General features: G+C 70.7%; 17 protein-coding genes. 12 read left to right on the top strand and 5 right to left on the bottom strand.

What is annotated here, in order from left to right; all coding sequences use genetic code 11:
• Positions 1-157 precede the first annotated feature (157 nt).
• The gene (locus H6726_10315) at positions 158-2461 is read left to right on the top strand and encodes a bifunctional SulP family inorganic anion transporter/carbonic anhydrase (GenBank protein ID MCB9658031.1); all 2304 of its coding nucleotides are present in this window, start codon (positions 158-160) and stop codon (positions 2459-2461) included.
• Positions 2462-2508: 47 nt separating this feature from the next.
• Here H6726_10315 and H6726_10310 read toward each other — a convergent pair whose 3' ends face one another.
• A complete protein-coding gene (locus tag H6726_10310; protein MCB9658030.1) occupies positions 2509-3609 on the bottom strand; it encodes a YkgJ family cysteine cluster protein in 1101 nt (366 codons plus the stop codon).
• 67 nt (positions 3610-3676) lie between these two features.
• Between H6726_10310 and H6726_10305 the strand changes: the two genes are divergently transcribed.
• The 11 genes from H6726_10305 (at position 3677) to H6726_10255 (ending at position 14415) form a co-directional block, all read left to right on the top strand.
• Positions 3677-4252, top strand: a complete 576-nt coding sequence (locus H6726_10305) for a hypothetical protein (GenBank protein MCB9658029.1) — start codon at positions 3677-3679, stop codon at positions 4250-4252.
• A 118-nt stretch (positions 4253-4370) separates the two neighbouring features.
• On the top strand, positions 4371-4694 hold the full coding sequence (locus H6726_10300; GenBank protein ID MCB9658028.1) for an SCP2 sterol-binding domain-containing protein: 324 nt from the start codon (positions 4371-4373) through the stop codon (positions 4692-4694).
• Positions 4695-4730: 36 nt separating this feature from the next.
• On the top strand, positions 4731-5900 hold the full coding sequence (locus H6726_10295) for a CoA transferase (protein ID MCB9658027.1): 1170 nt from the start codon (positions 4731-4733) through the stop codon (positions 5898-5900).
• A 117-nt stretch (positions 5901-6017) separates the two neighbouring features.
• Positions 6018-7247 carry a hypothetical protein gene (locus H6726_10290; GenBank protein ID MCB9658026.1) on the top strand — a complete coding sequence of 410 codons (1230 nt, stop codon included), beginning with the start codon at positions 6018-6020 and terminating at the stop codon, positions 7245-7247.
• A 70-nt stretch (positions 7248-7317) separates the two neighbouring features.
• Positions 7318-7770: a hypothetical protein gene (locus tag H6726_10285; GenBank protein MCB9658025.1), complete on the top strand. Its 453-nt coding sequence runs from the start codon at positions 7318-7320 to the stop codon at positions 7768-7770.
• Positions 7767-10439 carry an Hsp70 family protein gene (locus tag H6726_10280; protein MCB9658024.1) on the top strand — a complete coding sequence of 891 codons (2673 nt, stop codon included), beginning with the start codon at positions 7767-7769 and terminating at the stop codon, positions 10437-10439. Before H6726_10285 ends, H6726_10280 begins: the two co-directional genes overlap by 4 nt.
• Positions 10436-11809 carry a hypothetical protein gene (locus tag H6726_10275; protein MCB9658023.1) on the top strand — a complete coding sequence of 458 codons (1374 nt, stop codon included), beginning with the start codon at positions 10436-10438 and terminating at the stop codon, positions 11807-11809. The genes H6726_10280 and H6726_10275 overlap by 4 nt, the downstream gene beginning before the upstream one ends.
• Positions 11810-11818: 9 nt before the next feature.
• Positions 11819-12109, top strand: a complete 291-nt coding sequence (locus H6726_10270; protein MCB9658022.1) for a hypothetical protein — start codon at positions 11819-11821, stop codon at positions 12107-12109.
• A 9-nt stretch (positions 12110-12118) separates the two neighbouring features.
• Positions 12119-13165 (top strand): alpha/beta fold hydrolase, encoded by a 1047-nt coding sequence (locus tag H6726_10265; protein ID MCB9658021.1) that lies wholly within the window; start codon positions 12119-12121, stop codon positions 13163-13165.
• A 58-nt stretch (positions 13166-13223) separates the two neighbouring features.
• On the top strand, positions 13224-13676 hold the full coding sequence (locus H6726_10260) for a DUF4112 domain-containing protein (GenBank protein MCB9658020.1): 453 nt from the start codon (positions 13224-13226) through the stop codon (positions 13674-13676).
• 97 nt (positions 13677-13773) lie between these two features.
• Positions 13774-14415, top strand: coding sequence for a hypothetical protein (locus tag H6726_10255; GenBank protein MCB9658019.1), 642 nt, complete (start codon positions 13774-13776; stop codon positions 14413-14415).
• 135 nt (positions 14416-14550) lie between these two features.
• Here H6726_10255 and cofH read toward each other — a convergent pair whose 3' ends face one another.
• The 4 genes from cofH to H6726_10235 form a co-directional block, all read right to left on the bottom strand.
• Positions 14551-15837 carry a 5-amino-6-(D-ribitylamino)uracil--L-tyrosine 4-hydroxyphenyl transferase CofH gene (gene cofH, locus H6726_10250; protein MCB9658018.1) on the bottom strand — a complete coding sequence of 429 codons (1287 nt, stop codon included), beginning with the start codon at positions 15835-15837 and terminating at the stop codon, positions 14551-14553.
• Entirely contained in the window at positions 15834-17108 is a 1275-nt protein-coding gene (gene cofG, locus H6726_10245) for a 7,8-didemethyl-8-hydroxy-5-deazariboflavin synthase CofG (protein ID MCB9658017.1), read from the bottom strand. The genes cofH and cofG overlap by 4 nt, the downstream gene beginning before the upstream one ends.
• Positions 17109-17231: 123 nt before the next feature.
• Positions 17232-18431, bottom strand: a complete 1200-nt coding sequence (locus H6726_10240; protein ID MCB9658016.1) for a cytochrome P450 — start codon at positions 18429-18431, stop codon at positions 17232-17234.
• 147 nt (positions 18432-18578) lie between these two features.
• On the bottom strand, positions 18579-19847 hold the full coding sequence (locus H6726_10235; protein ID MCB9658015.1) for a beta-lactamase family protein: 1269 nt from the start codon (positions 19845-19847) through the stop codon (positions 18579-18581).
• Positions 19848-19871: the final 24 nt, after the last annotated feature.

Below are 19871 nucleotides of genomic sequence, written 5' to 3'. Positions count from 1 at the left end.
CCAAGGCTAGAGCGCGAAGCCCGAGCGACGCAAGGCCCCGACGCACTGAGGACGGCCGCGCGTACACGCCCGACCACGACGCGCAGCGGCGCATCGACGGTCGCGGCGCGCGACCTGGGTGTGTACCCTGGTCTCTCGCCCCCGCTGGGAAGGACCGATGAACGCACCGTCTCTCCGCTTCGCAGGTCGCGACCTCGTGTCCGGCACCGTCGTCTATCTCGTGGCCCTGCCCCTGTGCCTCGGGGTGGCGCTCGCGTCGGGCGCGCCCTTGGCTTCGGGCTTGCTGGCCGGCATCGTGGGCGGCCTCGTCGTCGGCGCCATCAGCGGATCGCACACCAGCGTCGCGGGCCCCGCCGCGGGCCTGACGGCGGTCGTCGCCGCGCAGATCGCGACGCTGGGCTCGTTCGAGGCGTTCTTGGTCGCCATCGTGCTCGCCGGCGTCATCCAGGTCGGTCTCGGGTTCGCGCGCGCCGGCTTCATCGCCTCGTTCTTCCCAAACGCCGTCATCAAGGGGCTGCTCGCGGCCATCGGCATCATCCTGATCCTCAAGCAGGTGCCGCACATCCTGGGGCACGACAACGACCCCGAGGGCGAGATGTCGTTCCAGCAGCCCGACGGCGAGACGTCGCTGACCGAGCTGATCGTGGCGTTCTTCGACATCCACCCGGCCGCCGTCCTCATCAGCGTGGCGTCGCTCGCCATCTTGCTGGCGTGGGGACACGTGAAGCTCCTCGAGCGCAGCCCGCTCCCGGCCGCGCTGGTGGTCGTCGTGTTCGGCGTCGGCGCCAACGCGGTGCTGGGCGCGCTGGGGAGCTCGTGGACCCTGGGCGGCAACCACCTGGTGCGCGTCCCGGTGGCAGAGACCCCCTCCGACGCCCTCTCGCTGCTGGCGTTTCCGGACTGGTCCATCCTCGGGAGCTCGGCAGTCTACTTCGCCGCCGTCACCCTCGCGATCGTGGCGACCCTCGAGACCCTTCTGAACCTCGACGCCGTGGACCAGATCGACCCGGAGCGCAGACACTCGCCCCCGAACCGTGAGCTCATCGCCCAAGGCTTCGGCAACATGGTGGCCGGCCTGGTGGGTGGCATCCCGGTCACGAGTGTCATCGTGCGCAGCAGCGTCAACATCAACTCCGGCGTGAAGACCAAGCTGAGCACCCTCACGCACGGCGTGTTGCTCGCCGTGTCCGTGCTGTTGATCCCCAAGGTCCTGAACACCATCCCGCTCGCCTGCCTGGCCGCCATCCTGATGCACACGGGGTTCAAGCTCGCCAAGCCCGCCCTGTTCCGGCAGATGTGGGCGGACGGTCCCCAGCAGTTCCTGCCGTTCATCATCACCATCGTCTTCATCGTGTTCACCGACCTGCTCGTGGGCGTGATGATTGGCCTGCTGGGCGCCACCCTGTTCATCCTGTGGAGCAACTTGCGGCGCCCCGTGCAGCAGTACACGGAGAAGCACGTCAGCGGCGACGTGGTGCGCATCGAGCTGGCCAACCAGGTGAGCTTCTTGAACCGCGCCGCGCTCGAGCGCGCGATGCGCGCGGTCCCGAGCGGTGGACACTTGCTGCTCGACGCGCGCCAGACCGACTACATCGACCCGGACATCGTCGACCTCATTCGCGACTTCGTCCAAGACACCGCGGTCGCGCGAGGCGTGGGGGTCAGCGGCATAGGCTTCCAGGGCCCGTACGCGGCGCTCAACCGCGGCATCAACTACGAAGCGTACTCGACCTCCGAGGTGCGCGACGCCATGACGCCAGGCGACGTGCTCGCGCTGCTCGAAGAGGGCAACCAACGCTTCCAACGCGGCGACTCGCTCACGCGCGACTTCAAGCATCAGCTGCGGCACACCGCGCAAGGCCAGGCCCCGCTGGCGGTCATCCTGAGCTGCATCGACAGCCGCGCGCCCGTCGAGCAGGTGTTCGATGCGGGGCTGGGCGACATCTTCACGGTGCGCATCGCCGGGAACGTGGCGCGCGAGAAGGTGCTCGGGAGCATCGAGTACGCGTGCAAGGTGGCGGGCGCCAAGCTGATCGTGGTCATGGGCCACACGCAGTGCGGGGCCGTCACGTCGGCCGTGTCCCTGCGGGCGAGCGGTCAGACGGCCGCAGAGGCGACGGACTGCGAGCACATCGACGTCTTGGTGGACGAGATCCAGGCCGCGATGGGCGACGACCACCCCGACCCCGAGGCCTTGGCCGACTCCGAGCGCAAGGGCGCGCTGGTCGACGGCTACGCCGAGCGCAACGTGGAGCGCACCATCCACGTCATCCGCTCGCGCAGCACCGCCGTACGCGCCCTGCTGGACGCTGGCCGGGTGATCATGGTCGGCGCCATGTACGACGTCGGGACAGGCCGTGTGCGCTTCCTGGACGCGTCGGAGGAGCACGGTTCGCCTGCGCTCCTCACGGGCGTCCCCGCCGAGCCGGCGGACGCGAGCGCCCCACCGGCGGCGACCTGAGCACCGCGGGGTGGCCCGCGACCCGGCGCGTGGCGCGTGACGTTTCCCTACGGCCGCATGTGCTTGGAGACGACGTCGCGCCAGGCCTCGGCCTCGCCCACCACCTCGATGATGGTGAGGGCCTCCGCCGCGGCCCGCTCCGCGCTCACGCCTTCGGCGCGGATGAGCTTCTCGCAGTGACGCGCGATGGCCAGCCGAGTGGCCCAGTCGGCGCACGCCACGTCGAAGGACGCGAACTCCGAGAAACGCAGGGACCAGATCGCGTCGGCCACGAAGTCGGCATAGACCTGCCGCGGCAGCCGCTGCGTGGTGCTGCGTGCCTGCGCACGATCGAACGCTGCGGCCCAGGGCCGCCCCGGCGTGCGCGGACGCGCGCCCTCTTGCAGCACGAGGATGGCGTCGCCGAACCACGCGCTGGCGGTACCGTAGCGGGACCCGTCGCGCCCCTCGATCAACTCACGCGCGACGTCGCGCCACGTGCGGCGCTTGAGCCTGGGGAACGGGTCCACCCCCAGCACCGTCCAGGGAGCCTTGCCCTTCTGGAGCTCGGCCAGCAACGGCCGCTCCACCGCGAGCCACTCTTCGAACGAGACCTTCTTGCCTTTGCGCGTGAGACGCACGCGCTTGACGCGCCGGTCCTCGAACAGGTGTCCATCGTCGTCACACAGCGACGGGGCGGCCGCTTCGGGCTCGAGCGGCGGGCGATCGCCCATCGTACGACAGGGGCAGCGGTGCTCGGTTGTGACGCGGCCGCCGTAGGGCGTGGCCGTGAGCCCGATAGGGAAGCGCCGGCACCCCTCGGGCTTTTGCTCCGGCCCGTGGTCCGCGTGGATGCGACAGCGGAGATCGGCCTCGAGGAACACGCAGCCGCCATCCGCTGCCGTACACAGCGCGTAGTCCTCCTGCGTCTCGTCCCAGACGGCGGAGCCTTCGAGGAACTCGGTGACACGCACCACCTCGTCCTCCTCGAGGGGCCCGATCATGTGGATGTCCATGCAACACAGGCCGTCGCCGAAGCAGCGGTAGCGGGCGCCCGGGCGCACGAGAAGCGGCTCGATGCGCGCCTTGGTGCGCCCCTTGACCGGCGTGGGAGCCCGTGCGCCTGTGTGTGTCGTGGCCTCGAGGGTGGATCGATCGACGGTTTTCATGCGAAGTGCTGCGAAATCTTCGTTTGCGATTTGATAGAGCGGACCGAATTGGTCTAGCATCGGCGGAATGGCACAGGGCCAAAGCCCCCTAGTTGGGTACAACACCAACGTTCGACACAAGGGGAAGCTGTACCACATCCAGACCGAGGACTCGGGTGTCAACCGTCCTCATATCATCACGCACCTGTTTGCGGATGGTGGGCGCATCGTCGCGTCCAAGAAGACATCCTACTCGCACCTGATCGGGTCCGACGATCTCGCCACGCTCGTCAAGCAGCTGATGAAGGATCAGCACAAGGCGATGTTCATCGGCCTGCGCGACGGCGAATGGGACGAAGCCGAGGAGGCCGAAGCTGCGGCCGCAGGGGTCAGCGCGAGTGCACCCCGCCCGAGCCCCGCCACGCCGGTCGACTTCGCAGCGCTCGACGCCGCCGCCGCAAAGCTCGAGGGCTCGCGCGACTCCCGCCCGGCACCGCAGAACCTCTACGCCGCCACGCGCAAGCCGGCCGCCGTCGCCGCTGCCCCCGCTCCCGCGAGTCGCCCGCAGCCCTCGGGGTCGATCTTCGGCGGAGACCTCGTGAGCGAGAAGTCGCTCGACGAGGTGATCCTCAGTTACCTGGCGGACGACCTCGACGACGCCTGAGACGGCCCGCGACGCACGCCCGAACGTTTCTCCCCTCGGCAGTCCACGGCTGCGGCTGTGCGTTGACAGGCACGGGAGCCCGCGGTACGCGACCACCTTCCTGCAGGAGCGCCGATTCATGCCAGACGCCACCACGTCCTTCACGCGCGACATCCCGGAGCGCATCGCCAAGAACCCGGAGCGCGCGCGCCAGATCGGCGCCACGTTCGTGTTTCGCATCACTGGCGAGGGGGGCGGCACGTGGTCCATCGCGCTCCAGGACGACCCACGCGTCATCGAAGGCGAAGCCGAGGGAGCCGACTGCATCCTGACCATGACCCATGACGCATGGCGCGAGATCAGCGACCACCCTGCGCGCGCGATGAACCACTTCACGTCGGGAGTGGTGCAGGTGACGGGCAACGCGATGCTCGCCATCAAGCTCCCCGCCATCATCGGCTGAGCCCACCGCTCCCTCCCCCCGACCAGAAGAGACCTCATGAACGACGAATCCCGCTCGCTCGAAGGCGTCAAGGTGCTCGACATCTCACGCCTGCTCCCCGGCCCCTATTGCTCCATGGTGCTCGCCGATCTCGGCGCGCAGGTGGACAAGCTCGAAGACCCGCGCGGCGGAGACTTCTTGCGCATCACGCCGCCCCTCGCCGACGACGGCATGAGCACCCTCTTCCACTGGGCCAACCGCGGGAAGCGCAGCCTGGTGCTGGACCTCAAGACCGAGGCTGGACGCGCGGCGTTCCTGCGGCTGCTCCCCCAGTACGACATCGTGCTGGAGGGCAACCGCCCGGGCGTGATGGACCGCCTGGGGCTGGGGTACGAGACGCTGCGCGAGGTGCACCCCGGGCTCATCTACTGCGCCATCACGGGGTACGGCCAGGACGGCCCGCTGTCGCAGCGCGCCGGCCACGACCTGAACTACCTCGCGCGCGGTGGCGTGCTCGGCTACACGGGCCCCTCCGACCGACCGCCACAGCCCCCCGGCGTGCAGATGGCCGACATCGGCGGCGCGCTCTTCGCGCTTGTGGGCGTACTCGCGGCGCTGCACGCGCGTGCCCGGACGGGCGAGGGGCGCTTCGTGGACATCGCCATGACGGAGGCCGCGCTGTGCCTGGCGCACACGGGCTTCGGCGCGACGGTGGGCGGCTTCCAGCTGCCGCGCGGGCAGGACGTCCTGCTGGGCGGCACGGCCCCGTACAACACATACGCCACGAAGGACGGCCAGGCGGTGTCGCTGGGCGCACTCGAACCGAAGTTCTGGCAGACCTTCTGCGAGGGTGTGGGCCTCCCGTTCGACATGCGCGCTCAGATGCCGGGCCCCAAGCAAGCCGAGTGGAAGGCCAAGCTGGCCGAGATCTTCGCGAGCCGCACGCGCGACGAGTGGGAGGCCTTCTCGAACGAGCACGACTGCTGCCTCGAGGTGGTGCTGACCCCCGAGGAGGTCATGGCGGACGAACACCTCAACGCGCGCGGCGTGTGGGTGGAGCGGCCGACGCACAAGGGCAGCATGGTGAAGCAAGCCCGCACCCCCGTGGCGCCCGCCGCGACGGGGCTGGCGCCCAAGCAGGGCGAGCACAGCGCCGACGTGCTACGCGAAGGCGGCTTCAGCGACGAAGAGGTCGCGGCCCTGAAGGCTGCAGGCGCGTTCGGCTGAGGTTGATCCGCGCCCGGGAGGTCGCGCTCCGTCGTGCGGCCCGCATCGCAGCCCGTGTCCGCGCAAAGTCCAGCCGGCGCCGTTGACCACGGCGCCGCGCCTGGGAATGATAGGCACGTGCTGGGCACCGCCGAACGTGCGCTCCTCGAGCGGCTCGAAGACGAGCAGGTGCTGGAGCGCGCTTTCCGGGTGCGCACGGGGCGCGCGGCGGCACCCGATGAAGCACCGGCGTTGCCCGCACGAGCCGCTGGGCTGCTCGCCGAGCTGAGCCAGACCAGCGCGGGCCGAGACGCGGTCGTCCGCGCGCGGCAGGGTGACACGCACGCCTTGGACGCGCTGCTCGACGCCTCGACCGAGACCGCGAGGTCGCCGCGGCTGCTGCACCACCTCGCGCTGTTCCACGGCGCGGTCGCCGAGGCGGCGCGCGGCCCCGACCCCAGCCCGATGCTGCGGTCCGTCGACTGCTGGGCGTTGCTGTGTTGCGAGAGCGACTACCTGCGCGCGCTGGCGGAGCGCGTCGCGGGCGGAGCGCTGAGCCGCGCCGAGCTGGACGAAGCCATCGCGGGAGCCGCGCTCGCGCCGATCCTTCGCGAAGGGGCGCACCTCGCGGCCGGCGTGGAGGCGCACACCGCCAGCGCCCGCGTAGGGCTCGAGCGCCTGCGCGCGGTCGGCACCCACGCCTTTCCTGCCGCGGTCACGGACGAGATGTGCGACCGGTTTCGCCGCGAGGCGGAGCGACTGACCCGGCGGGCGCTGGACGCCAGCCTCGCGACCCTGACGGATCGTTTCGCTCAGGCAGAGGCCGATCCTCGCGGTCCGGACGCCGAACGCGCCGTCCTCGCCGACGCAGCGCGCCTGTATGCGTGGTCCGGAAACGACTGGTACATCGCGCTCTTCGCGCTGGAGAAGGCCATGGGCACAGGCTGGTCGCTCTACAAGGCCAAACGCTGGGAGGCTCTCTCGCACCTGTGCGAGACGCTGCGCGCGGTGGTGGACGACGCCGCAGTGCGTGTGTCGGCGGACCGCGCCGCGCTGCCATACGCCTCCTTGGTAGCGCAGATGTTGGTGTTTCGCGCCGAGATGGGGAAGACGCTGGGACTGCGCATCACCGACGCGGAGCGCGCACTCGAGCTGTGTGACACGCACCGCAACGCCCGCGTCATCCTCGCAGACCTGCTGGCCGAGCGCGCCACCGACACCCTCGACCGCACGGGCGTGATCGGACGCGACGCGGCGCTCGAAGTCGCGCTGCGTGACTTGGCGCGTGCGGATCAGCTGTGGCCAGGGCTGCCGCGCGTGGTGAGCCTGCGCAAGCGCATCGACCGGATGAGCGGGGTGTCGGCGTGAGGCCCACCGCGCACGGCGCGGCGGCGCATGGCGCTTGCTCGCCGATGGGGGATGGGCGGGGAGGAGCTGCGTGACCCAGCCGGAGCACTCCCCCGAGAACCCGTTCGAACGCTACGACCTCGACCCCGAAGAGGGGCCGCTGGGCCTCACGGAGCGCCTGCGCGACTTGACCGAAGACGCGCGCGACGACGCGGAGCGGGACGCGCTGCGCGCGGCGTGGGAGCAGCTCACGCGCCACCCTCGTGAACGCGTGCGCTTGGCGCTCGGCGCTCACCCGGAGAGCCGCGCGCCCATCCCCGCACCGGGGACCGGAGGGAGGGACCCGCTGGTGGCGCTGGCTGAGAGCGTCCCGCGCGCGCCGGCACCGGGTGACTTCGCAGATCCACCGTCCGTCGAGCGTGCGCTCCTGTCGCTGCTTCGCGCGCAGGGGACGGCTCTGCCCTCCGTGGCCACAGCCCTCGCGCCGCCCCTCGAGGCGGACCCTGTGCTCGTCGGGGCACACCCCCAGGAAAGCTACTCATGACGTTCTTCATCGACCGACCCATCGGCATCGACCTCGGCACCACGCACTCGGAGGTCGCCGTGCTCGACCCCTCGGAGCGCGATCTGCACGTCTACGCCGACCGCTTCGGGCGTAAGACCATGCCGTCAGCCGTCGCGTGGGACGCGGCGAGCGCGTCGTTCTTGGTGGGGCGGGCCGCGCGCGCCAAGCGAGGGAGCGCGACCGCGCCGGTGGAGAGCATCAAGCGGCGCATGGGCCAGGACACCAGCGTCACCGTGGGACCACACACGCTACGCCCAGACGAGGTGTCGGCGCACATCCTGCGAGCGCTGCGCGACCAGATGCACGAATACCTGCGCGCAGGCGCCCCGGCCGCCGTGGACGTGCGCGTGTCGCGTGCCGTCATCACCGTACCCGCATACTTCGACGCGCCGCAGCTCGAGGCCACGCGCAACGCGGGGACCCTAGCGGGCTTGGACGTGCTCGGGTTGCTGCAAGAACCCACCGCGGCGGCCATGTACCACACGTGGCGCAGCGCCCTCGGTGACGGAAACTTCCTGGTCTACGACCTCGGCGGCGGCACCTTCGACGTGAGCGTGCTGCGTTGCCTGGGCGGCGAGTACCAAGTGCTCGCCATCGACGGGGACAACTTCCTCGGAGGAGACGACTTCGACCGCCGGTTCGCGGAGCGCCTGCGTCAGAAGCTGGCGGCTACGGGCTACGACCTCGACCTCGATGTCCAAGGCGACGCCGAGGACCGCGCGCGCTTCGGTCGGCTGGTCCATGTCGCGCAGGAGATCAAGGAGTCACTCAGCACGACCGAGGTGCTGAGCGTGTCGAAAGAGGCCGTCCTCGTCGACAAGTCCGGCGAGCCGGTGAGCCTCGTGCTGGAGGTCAGCCGCGCAGAGTACGAAGAGGCCATCGCCGACCTCGTGGAGGCGACCCTCGCGTGTTGCACGCGCGCCCTCGCACAGAGCCACGAGACTGCGGGCGTGGGCGGGAGCGACATCGATCACGTCGTGCTGGTGGGTGGCTCGACGCGCGTCCCGCTCGTCCAGCGGCGCGTCGCCGAGACGCTCGTGCGCGGTTCTCGGGCCGACGTGGCGTTGCAGGAGGAGGTCGACACATGCGTGGCGCTCGGGGCCGCCGTGCATGCGGCGCAGCTGATGGGACTGCGCCTCGGTCGTCTGGCCGACACCGACGCAACCGCGACGGGCTCGCGCTCCGATGGCGCGGACGACGCAGGCCGCGGAGACGGCGACTCACGAGGGCAGGTCAGCACGACCCGAGCGCCGGCCGTCCAGCTCTCCGTCCGTTCGCCCCTCGTGACCTCACGCGACGTCCTTCGGATGCGCGTGGACGTGGAGCACGGGCCGTCCGACGCGCAGCGGCTCGAGGCGCGTAGCGCGGGCGCGACGGTGGGGAGCGTCGAGGTCCCGGGCGTGCCGGCGGACGGGCTGCGCCTGGATGTCCCGCTGCCCGCTGGTGAGCAGCGGGAGGTCGCGCTCGAGCTCCGGCTGGTGAGCCCCGACGGACACCTCGCCGTACCCCTCACGGTCTACCGCGGGGACGTCCGCCCCCGCGCGAGCGCGCTCAGCAAGCCGTCCGTAGTAGCGAAGGACATCTCGCTCGAGGTCGTCCGGGCGGGGCGACGTGAGCGCAAGGTGCTCTTGGCGCGCGGCAGTGGCCTGCCCGCGAGCGCGGAGCACCGCTTCTTCACGGCCGACCAGAGCGGCGCCGTGGTGCTGCGCGTGCTGCAGAACCGTCTGCCCATCAAGACGCTGGTCGTGGACGTGCCGGGCGACCTGCCACTGGGTACGCCAGTGGAGCTCACGATCTCCTGCGACGACGCGATGCGCATCGAGGCTCGCGCGCTGGTCGCCGGGCAGGAGCTGTGGGCCCAGATCGAACCCGCGAGGCTTGAGCCGCCCCGCGGCGCCGAGGCCTACGAGGCACTGCTGGCGGAGGCGGAGGCGGCGGCCAAGTCACTCTGGGGACACGAAGCCAAGCGCTTCGCGGCCGAGCACGAGATGCTGGCAGCGGGTCTGCGGGAGGTCATCCAGGTGGACCCCGACAAGGCGCGCGCCCTAGCCGTACGCCTGACCGCGTTGATCGAGGAGTACCGTGGCCGCGGCAGCGATGCACTCAGCCCGCCCATGGCGCGCTTCGAGGAGGCACTCGATGGCCTGCGACGCATCGTCTATCGTTCCACCGGACCCATGCTCGGCGTCGACAAGGAAGGTTGGGAGGCACGCATTGGTGACCTGGCCGAGCGCGGGGATCGCGCGTGGGAGGCGCTCGACGAGGTTGCATGGCGGCGCTGCTACAACGAGGCGCAGGCGCTGCGCGAGACCATCGTGCAGCAGGAGTTCGCGGCCGAGGACATCAACTCACCGAGCTACCTCGCACGCCGCAGCCTGACCCTCCGCTTCGTGGCGCAACGCCTCCACCAAGACCTCTCGGACTTCGTACCCTCCAGCGAGGCAGACGTGCGAACGCGCCAGGTCGCCGAGCGCGACCGGCTGCTACGCATCGCAGCGCAAACGCTCCAGCGGCTCGAGGGGCTCGACACCGACGACGCCAAGAGCGGGCGCTCGCAGCTGGACCAGCTGGCGGGTGAGTTGGACCGGGCGTACGCCGCCGCGGAGCGCTTACCGCAGCTCGGCCTCGTGACGGAGCGCGGCGCATGACCCCCAAGGGGCGCCTGGCGATCGCCGCTGCGGAGCAGGCCGGGCGGCTCTTGGGGCCACGCGCCGCCTGCTCGGCGCTGCGCTCGCTTGCGCTCACGCTGCAAGACCCAGAGGACCGCATGAGCGCGCTGCTGAGCGCATGCGAAGCAGCCGCCAGGCTGGGCGACGAGGCCGCGCTCCTCGGCCTCACGACCCTGCTCGGCGAAGTCGGCGGTGCCAGTGCGCGCACGTCGATGCCGCGCCTCACGAAGCTGTGCGCGCGCCTCGCCCATCAGCACCGCCCGAGGTTGGCGGTGGCGCTGGCGCAGGCCGAAGTGCAGCGGGCGCCATCCGCCGAGGGGTTCTACCTGCTTGGCCGTTGCCTGCACGGCGTGGAGCCCGGCGCGGCGGACGAGGCCTACCGAGACGCCGAAGCGCAACCGCCCAGCGAGCGCGGTGGCGACGCACTGCGCGCCGCGATCCGCCACCAGCGGCGCTTGTTGGCGCTCGAGCGGCGGGCGCCCGCGCCCCCCGGGGCGTCTGAACCCACGCCAGCGGGCGACCGCCTGCACGCCCTGACCGACGCCGCCGCGCGCCTCGCCCGTGGGGGCCGCTATGCGCGGGCCATGGCCATCGACCAGCTGGCCGACCTCGCGCAGGACGAGACCCTCGACGCCCAGGAACGCGACACGGCGCTGCGTCTCGTGGCGCGCTACGCCGACGAGCACGCGGAGCAGCTGAGCGAGGTCGAAGCCGAACGCCTGGAGGTGGCGCTGAGCACACACAGCGTCGACCTGGTGCGAGCCTTCGCGCGCCGTCGCGCCTTTCGCTCGCGCCCAGACGACGACGCGCTGACGGACCGCGCGGACCCGACCCCCGCCCAGGCCATCGCCGCCCTGCTCACGCGCGAGGCCTTCGCGCAAGCCGTGGTCGCGCTACGTGCGCTCCGCGCGGAGGCGGCCGGGACGGACGCGCGTGGGTCGGACTACGCCGCGGGCTGGCTCGCGCTCGCGTCGTCCGACCTCGAGGTGTCACGCGAGGGCGCGCTGCTGCTCGAGGCGCTCGTGCGGCAAACCTCCTGCGCACCGCACGGTGGGTTCTTGCGCATGGCGGCGGCACTCCACGCAAGCCACCCGGCCCTGTCTGCCCAGCTGCTGGACCGCGCAGCGGAACGAGAGGAGCCGGGCGCGCTCTCCGCGCTCCGCGCGCTACTTGTCGAGCAAGCGCGGAGAGCGTATGGAGAGGGTGATCGAGGGGCCGCCCTGCGTGCCCTTCGACGCGCGGACCGCCTCGCCGCTGAGACGGCCGTCGCAGCAGCCCACACGACCCCCCACGCGTCGCCCGCTGGCCCAGGCGCCGCGCACCACGACGACCGCCGTCCGACCCGCTAGGAGGCCACCTTGGATTGGAAGCAGCTCATCACCGAACAGAGCATGAAGCTCATGCAGGACCCCCGCGTGCAGAAGGTCATGCAGGACGAGCGCGTGGTGAAGACCATGATGCGCGGCCTGCAGATGCGGCAGCAGGTCCAGGCCCAGGTCGACGAGCGCGTCGAGACCGTGGCCGAGTCGCTCAACCTGGCCACCAAGAAGGAGCTGCGTGAGATCAAGCGCTCCATGAAGAAGATGGAGCGCGAGCTCAGCAAGGCCAAGAGCGAGCTGGCCGAGGCCCGCGCCAAGGCGAAGGAGTAACGGCCCCGGATGATCCTGCGCACCGAGCTCGTGGACCAGGTGGTGGACGGCGACGAGACCGTCACGCTGGTGAAAGACGTCGTGATGACCAGCGGCGTCCCCCTGGGCATGGTGCGCAAGCACCTCCCGCCGCCTGCGCAGACCCGCGGCGCGGTGCTGTTGATCCACGGCTTCGGTCAGAACCGCTACACCTGGCACATCGAGGGGCGTTCGTTTTCGGCCTATCTGGCGCAGCAGGGCTTCGACGTGTTCACGGTGGACCTACGGGGGCACGGCCGCTCGGGGGAGTACAGCGACGCGCGGCCACACGCCGTGGAGCAGTACGTGCGCGAGGACATGCCCTCGTTCGTGCGGGAGGCCGTACGCCTCTCGGGGCACGAGCGCGTGTTCCTGGTGGGCCACTCCATGGGCGGGCTCATCAGCTACGCGTCGGCCTCGACCGTGCTGCGGGACCACGTGCTGGGCATCGTGACCATCGGCTCGCCCTACCGCTTCGGCGACGGTTCGGGCTTCCTGTCCGCCTTCTCCGCGCTGGCACACGGGCTGCGCTTCACCGGCGTGTTCGACTCGAACCCGCGCTTGCCGCTGCGTATCGTGGGCCACCAGTTCCGGGCGCTGCGCGGCTTCTGGGATCAAGCGGGCCTGCCCCTGCCCGTGCGCGGCTGGCACCCCGGCACCATCGAGCCGCACCTGCTCGACCGCTACCTCTCACGCGCGTTCGACTGGACCAGCCTCGGCGTCCTGTTCGACGTACTCAAGGGCGGCAACCGCGTCTCGCTGCGCAGCCGCGACGGGCGCGTGGACTACGCGCTGGCGTTCGAGTCGCTCAACCGCCCCGTCTTGGCTGTGGCGGGGGAGTTCGACCTGCTGGCGCCCCCAGACTCCGTGGAGGCGGCCATCAAGCGCAGCCGCAGCCGCGACAAGCGCTTCCGCATGTTCCCGCTGGGGCACATCGACCTCATCGTGGGGCGCGAGGCCACGCGCACGGTTTGGCCGCTCATCTCGCAGTGGCTCACGCAGAGGAGCGTCCCTCGTGACACCACCGTCACCGCCTGACGAGCACGAGCCAAGCGCTGTAACCGCGCTCGCCGAGGGCCGCCCCGCGGGCGAGCCGCTGCCCGCCTGGGCGCGCATCCTCACGCGTTTGTTGGATGATCTCTTGCGCATCCCTGGCACGGAGCAGGGCGTGGGCCTGGACGCGCTGCTCGGCCTGATCCCTGGCGTGGGCGACACGGTCACGGGGCTCGGATCGATGGCGCTGCTCGTGCTGGCGCTCCGCAAGCGCGTGCCCACCGTGGTGCTGGTGAAGATGCTGGCCAACATCGGCGTCGACGTGCTCACCGGCACGGTGCCCGTGCTGGGCGACCTGTTCGACGTGGCCTTCCGCAGCAACCGCCGCAACCTCGACCTGATCGAGAAGCACGCGTACGGCAAGGAGGAGCCGTCGACGGGCGACTACGTGCTGGTCGGCGGTGGGCTCTTGATCGCGGCTGCGGCCGTGGCGACGCCCTTCGTCATCAGCGGTCTCGTCGGCTTCTCGCTCGTGCGCTGGTTGACGGGCTCCTAGCACCGACGGCACCCCGACGCGCGCCGTCGCGTCGCGGCACGGTGCGCACACGAGCTTGCGCCGAGCCTGCATCGCGCGCTAGCGTCCGCCCAGGGACATGCACACACATTCCGCTCGTCGCTTTGCGCTGGCGCTCCTCCTCTGGGCGGCCACATCGCCACCCGCGCGAGGCGCCGCGCAGAACGTCCGCGGACCGTTCGTGCAGCTCGAGCTCGGCGGCGCGATCGCTGCGCCCATCGCGGCCGGCACCTACAGCAGCCAGGCGCGCTACGGCGGCGGCGACGCGGCCCGTGTCGCGCTCGGCCGTGATCGCTTTGCCATCGACCTGGGGGTCGACGCCGGCGCGATCCGGTTCGATGAGGATTGGGACGGCTGGCGCGTGGACGAAGTCCGCGTTGTGCGAGTGCGCGGAATGGTCGGCGCGCGCTACACGCTGGTCTGGGCAGAACACACCCAGCTGTACGGGCGACTCGGAGTGGGTGTCGAGAGGCGCTCGGCGCGCTACGACCTGTACCTCGACGACATCCCGCGCGGCCGGCGGCAGCACAGTCGGGCCGCCGTGATCGATCCAGCCCTCGCGCTGCGCCTCGGCAGCGCCCGTCGCTTCGCGCTGCTCCAGGTCGGGCTCCCCATGGCGCTACACACGAAGCAGTTGGTGCGACCGTACGGCGACTCCGGTAACGCGCTCGCCGTGGAGCTCGTCATGAGCGTGTTCGCGGGCTGGTCCTGGTCGATCTGACGTGCCACGCGGCGTCATGACGGCGCGCGACCGTCCTTTCGCTGCGCCTCGGCCTGGGCCTCGAGACGCGCCATCGCTGTCGACGAGGACGCGCGGCGGCGCACCGTCTCGCACGTCGTGGGGTCCGCGCGGTGGCTACGCGATGACCTGCAGCCGACGCTGGCTGCGGGGCTCGTAGTGGAAGCGCGGGTCCGCGGTGAGCGAGGCGTAGTCACCGAACACCGCGTCCGGGTCGTCCACCAGGTCGAGGGGCTCGGGCGCCTCGTGCGCCGGGTCCCCGTCGAACACCCGCAGCGCGTCGTAGCGCGTGTTGCGCTCGACCGGCACGCGCCCGGCGTCGCGGATGGCGCGGCGCAGCCCGGCGGGGGTCATGAGCTGCCCGTGCGCGGCCCCGGCCGAGGTGGAGATGCTCTCGTTCATGAGCGTCCCCCCCAGGTCGTTCACGCCACAGTGCAGCAGCCACTGCGCGGTGCGGATGCCCTCCTTCACCCACGAGGCCTGCAGGTTCGGGATGTGCGCCCCCAGCATGAGCCGCGCGATGGCGTACAGGCGCACCACGTCGTCGCCGCTGGGCCCCGGGGTCACGCCGGGCACCTCCTGCTTCACGAACAGCGGCGACTCGGCGTGCACGAAGCTGAGCGGCACGAACTCGGTGAAGCCGCCCGTCTGCTTCTGGATGCTGCGCAGCGTGTCGAGGTGGCGCATGCGGTGCGCGGCCGTCTCCACGTGCCCGAACATCATGGTGCTCGTGGTGGGGATGCCCAGTGCGTGCGCGCTCTCGATGACGTGGATCCAGTTGGCCGTGCTGATGCGCGTGGGCGCGATGCGCTTGCGCAGCTCGTCGTCGAGCACCTCGGCGCTGGTGCCGGGCAGCGAGCCGAGCCCGGCGTCCTTCAGGCGCGCGAGGTACTCGGGCACGGGCTGACGCGCCAGCTGCGACCCGAACAGCACCTCCTCGGGCGAGAACGCGTGGATGTGGATGTCCGGCGCCGCGCTCTTCACCGCGGCGGTGAGCTCCACGTAGGAGTCCCCGGTCAGGTCCGGCGCGAGCCCCGCCTGCAGGCACACCTCGGTCGCGCCCATGTCGCGGGCCTGCAGCACGCGCGCGACGATCTCGTCGTGCGGCAGCAGGTAGCCCTGCTCGCTGCGGATGCCCCGCGCGAAGGCGCAGAAGCGGCAGGTCTTCACGCACACGTTCGTGAAGTTGATGTTGCGGTTGACCACGTAGCTGACGCGCTCGCCCACCTGCGCGCGACGCAGCTCGTCCGCCACGGCCGTCAGCGCGTGTAGCTCGCGGCCGCGCGCGCCCGAGAGCACCACGCCGTCCTCCCACGTGATCTCACCGCCGGCGAGGGCCTTCTCGAGCAGCGCGCGCACGTCGGCGCGGGTCTCGCTGAGGAGCACGTTGGCGAGCGTCGTCATGCCATTCCTCCGTCTGGGGCGTGCTGCGCCACCCCGGCCTTGTCGTGTCCACCGCGCGACGCCTGTGGCGCGTCCGCGACGTTCGCCGCCAGGTCCCGCGCCTCGCGCACTCGGGCCAGCCGCTGCTTGGCGCGTGCCACGGGCTGCTCCAGGTCGGGGTGCAAGAACCCTGGACGCTGCAGGTCGCGCTCGTAGATGGGCAAGCGCGGCGACAGCGGGTGCCCCGCCTGCGCGCAGGTCGCGTAGAGCTCGTCCAGCTGTGGCCAGGGGTGGTCCATGTTGATGAAGTCGGGCGTGACCGGCGACACGCCCCCGAAGTCGTTCAGGCCCGCCGCGATGAGCAGCCCCACGCTGGCCGGGTTGAGGTTCGGGGGGGCCTGCACGCTCACGTCGTCGGGCAGGATCAGCCGGGCCAGCGCGACCCACTGCGCGATCTCGACGTCCTCGGGCTCGGGCGCGGAGGCCATGCGGATCATCGGGCGGGCCCGGAAGTTCTGCACGATGACCTCTTGGATGTGGCCGTGCTCGAGGTGCAGGTCGCGGATGGCGTAGAGCGTGTCGACGCGCTCCTCGAGCGTCTCGCCGATGCCGATGAGCAGACCCGAGGTGAACGGGATGCGCAGCTCGCCTGCCTCGCGCGTCATGCGCAGGCGCTTTTCGGGGCGCTTGTCGGGCGCCTTGTGGTGCGGCATGCCCTTCTCGCACAGGCGCGGGCTGACGTTCTCGAGCATGAGCCCCAGCGACACGTTCACGCGCGCCAGTCGCTGCATCTCCTCGCGTGTGAGGATGCCCGCGTTGGTGTGCGGCAAGAGCCCGTACTCGAGCGCCAGCTCGCCAGCCCACTCGAGGTAGTCGGCCGTGCTCGCCTGTCCCCAGGTGCGCAGCTGCGCGCGGTACTCGCGGAAGCCGGTCTCGGGCGTGTCCCCCAGGCAGAACAGCGCCTCCACACACCCCTCGAGGCGCGCCTGCTCGAAGCGCTCGCGCAGCTCGGTGGGCGACATGGTGTGCTCGCCCGGGTCGCCCGGAGAGCGCCGAAACGAGCAGTAGTCGCAGTGGTTGCGGCACAGGTTGGTGAGCGGCAGGAAGACCTTCGGCGAGAACGTCAGCGCCTTCCCGAACAGCGCGTCCCGCCGCGCGCTCGCGCGCTCGAGCAGCGCGGGCACGAGGTCGCTCGGCAGCCCGGCCAGCTGGAGGGCGTGCTCACGGTCGAGCGGCCCGCGCTGCTCGGCGGCGGCGAGCGCCCGACGTGCCGTCGTAGAGACCGAACTCACGTGCTTCACGCGGGACATGTACCAGAACGCCTCTCGGGGGTCACGCGGACGACGCGCCCACGGCGGGCCCCCTCACCACCCGGCGGTGGCGCCAGGAACCCGGCGTGCGATGGCGGCGGCGCCTTACTGCGCGAGGGTGAAGGTCAGGTCGCAGTGCATGTGACCACGCACGAAGGACGAGCTCATGATCTCGTTGCGGCCGCCCTCCTTGAGGGACACCGTCTCCAGGGCGCGCAGGAGCGACGTCAGGGTGGCGCGCAGCTCGAGGCGGGCCAGGTTCGCGCCCAGGCAGAAGTGAGAGCCGAAGCCGAAGGAGATGTGCTTCTCCTCCTTGGGGTCGCGGCGCACGTCGAACTTGTACGGATCTTTGAAGACGCGCGGGTCGCGGTTCGCGGAGGGGTACTGCATGGCGATCATCTGCCCCTCCTTGATGGTCTTGCCGCGTAGCTCCACGTCGCGCGTGGCGGTGCGGAACATGTTGTTGAAGGGCGTCACCCAGCGAATCATCTCTTCGATGGCGCCGGCGATGACCTTCTCGTCGTCGATGTTGGCGCGCAGGTAGGCCCACTGATCGGGGTTGCGTGCCAGCATCTCCATACCGCCGGCGATCGCGTTGCGGGTGGTCTCGGCGCCGCCCACCAGCAGGAGCGCGTGCTCGAACAGCAGCTGCTCCTCCTCGAGCTTCTGGCCGTCGAGCTCGGCGTTCATCCAGCGCAGCAGCAGGTCCGTGTCGCCCGTGTTGCCCTCGCGCTCCTCGACCATCTCCGCGTGGTGCTCGCAGAACTCGCCGAAGGCCTCGTTGACCTCGTCCGTGACGTACTGCGGCCCCATGCCTCCGGCCGTGAAGGTCTGCACCCAGCGCCGCAGCGTGGGGTGCTTCTCGTGCGGCACGCCCAGCATCTCGCCGATTAGGCGCACCGGCAGCAGCGCCGCCAGGTCGTCCACGACGTCGAACTCGCCCTTGTCGCGGAAGGCCCCGATCAGCTCCGCCACGATGGCGTGGCAGTGCTCGTCGATCTCGCGCATCGCGCGCGGGGTGAAGCCCTTGGAGACCAGGCCGCGCTGCTTCGCGTGCGAGTCGCCATCCTGGTGGATCATCGACGGGTCGGGCGGCAGGTTCGGACGGTTGCCCTCCGTGGAGCACCACGTAGCCGGATCGCGCGCGATCTCGATGATGTCGTCGTAGCGGAACGCGTACCAGACTTCGTTGTGCTCGTCCCAGTAGACCGGGTCGTTCTCCCGCAGGTAGTCGTACATCTCCCACGGCACGTCATGGGTCTCGGGGGCACACATGTCCACACCGCGGTACTTCAGCTCGGTCATCGAAACGGCTCCTTCTGGGGGTCGCGCTCCTCGCCGTAGAACGCGTTCCATTCGAAGGTAGAACGCGTTCTACAGGGCGGCAAGGAGAAACGCGAAACCGTCGTTTCAATTTACAAACCGATGACGAAGCACCGGGTTTTCGTGGGCTCAGGCCGCTGAACCGTCGCGCGGCACGCGGGTGCTGATGGTGCGCATCACGTCCAGCCAGGCCAGCAGCTCGAGGGCGATCAACGGCTTGCCGTTGTTCATGAGCGCCACGCTCAGGTCCCGCTCCGGGTCGGCCCAGCCGAGGACGTTGGTGAAGCCCAGGTGCCCATAGGCCTTCCCCGTCTTGGGACCGTAGAAGCCCACCAGGTCGCTGCCCAGCATGAAGCCGGCCGAGTATGGGATGGGGAGCATCAGCATGCGGTCCACCTCACCGCGGGTAGCGGGCTTGGTGGCGCGCTTGACGGTGTCCTCGGCGCAGATGCGCACGCCGTTCAGCTCACCGCCGCGCCGCAGCATCTCGAAGAAGAGACACACCTCGTTGGCGGTCCCCATGCAGTTGCCCGCCGGCATGATGCCGGTGCGGAAGCGTGGGTCGTTCGCGAAGTCGACCAGCGTGGGCATGTCGAAGCCCAGCGCGTTCTCGAGCAGGTTCTTGTGGGGCCAGGTGGGGATGGGCCCGGTGAAGGCCTCGAGCGCGACCTCGCCCAAGCGCGACTCGGGCACGCCGTAGTTCAGGTGGTCGAAGCCGAGCTTGTCGCCGACCTCCTCGCGCATGAACGTGCGGATGTCGCGGCCGGTCACGCGGTGGAGGATCTCCCCCAGCACGAAGCCACCCGTCACCGCGTGGTAAGCCACCTCCTCGCCCGGCTTGCTGCGGGGCTCGAGGTCGCACGCGACGGCCACGATGCGCTCGCGGTCGTGCAGGATGCCGAGGTCCACCAGGTCCGACGGGATGTTGGGGATGCCCGAGCGATGCGTGAGCACGTCCCGGATGGTGATGCGGTGCTTCCGCTTCTTGGCGAACTCGGGGATGAACGTGGCCACCGGCTCGTCGATGTGGATGAGCTCGCGCTCCTGCAGCATGTGCACGAGCACCGCCGTGATGGCCTTGCTGCCGGAGAAGAAGTTCCAGAGCGTGTCTGGGGTGGCGAGCACCTTCTCGCCGTCCTGCGGGTCGTCCGGTGCGTTGCCGCGCGCGTGCCCGATCGTGCGGTGCAGCACGACCTCGCCCCGCCGCCGCACGCACAGCGCGATGCCGGGGTGGATGGCGGTGCGGTACAGGCGCACCACCGAGGCCCAGATGGCCTCCACGTCCGCCTCCGACAGGCCCACGCTGCGAGGGTCGACCTCGTCGCCGGCCCGTCGCGTGACCGCGTCAGGATCGTCGATCCTGACGCGGCGCCAGATCTTCGCCATCGCGTCTTTCACGCGCGGACAATATCACGCGCGGGG

This window comes from Sandaracinaceae bacterium (genome assembly GCA_020633055.1).
Classification (GTDB): domain Bacteria; phylum Myxococcota_A; class Polyangia; order Polyangiales; family Houyiibacteriaceae; genus JADJJE01.
This window is presented reverse-complemented; position numbering and strand designations above follow the sequence as displayed.

Coding starts and splice junctions, on each gene's coding strand:
- H6726_10295 (MCB9658027.1), top strand. CDS start 4,731: ATGAACGACGAATCCCGCTCGCTCGAAGGCGTCAAGGTGCTCGACATC.
- H6726_10275 (MCB9658023.1), top strand. CDS start 10,436: ATGACCCCCAAGGGGCGCCTGGCGATCGCCGCTGCGGAGCAGGCCGGG.
- H6726_10315 (MCB9658031.1), top strand. CDS start 158: ATGAACGCACCGTCTCTCCGCTTCGCAGGTCGCGACCTCGTGTCCGGC.
- cofH (MCB9658018.1), bottom strand. CDS start 15,837: ATGACGACGCTCGCCAACGTGCTCCTCAGCGAGACCCGCGCCGACGTG.
- H6726_10310 (MCB9658030.1), bottom strand. CDS start 3,609: ATGAAAACCGTCGATCGATCCACCCTCGAGGCCACGACACACACAGGC.
- H6726_10280 (MCB9658024.1), top strand. CDS start 7,767: ATGACGTTCTTCATCGACCGACCCATCGGCATCGACCTCGGCACCACG.
- H6726_10305 (MCB9658029.1), top strand. CDS start 3,677: ATGGCACAGGGCCAAAGCCCCCTAGTTGGGTACAACACCAACGTTCGA.
- H6726_10240 (MCB9658016.1), bottom strand. CDS start 18,431: ATGACCGAGCTGAAGTACCGCGGTGTGGACATGTGTGCCCCCGAGACC.
- H6726_10255 (MCB9658019.1), top strand. CDS start 13,774: ATGCACACACATTCCGCTCGTCGCTTTGCGCTGGCGCTCCTCCTCTGG.
- H6726_10300 (MCB9658028.1), top strand. CDS start 4,371: ATGCCAGACGCCACCACGTCCTTCACGCGCGACATCCCGGAGCGCATC.
- H6726_10265 (MCB9658021.1), top strand. CDS start 12,119: ATGATCCTGCGCACCGAGCTCGTGGACCAGGTGGTGGACGGCGACGAG.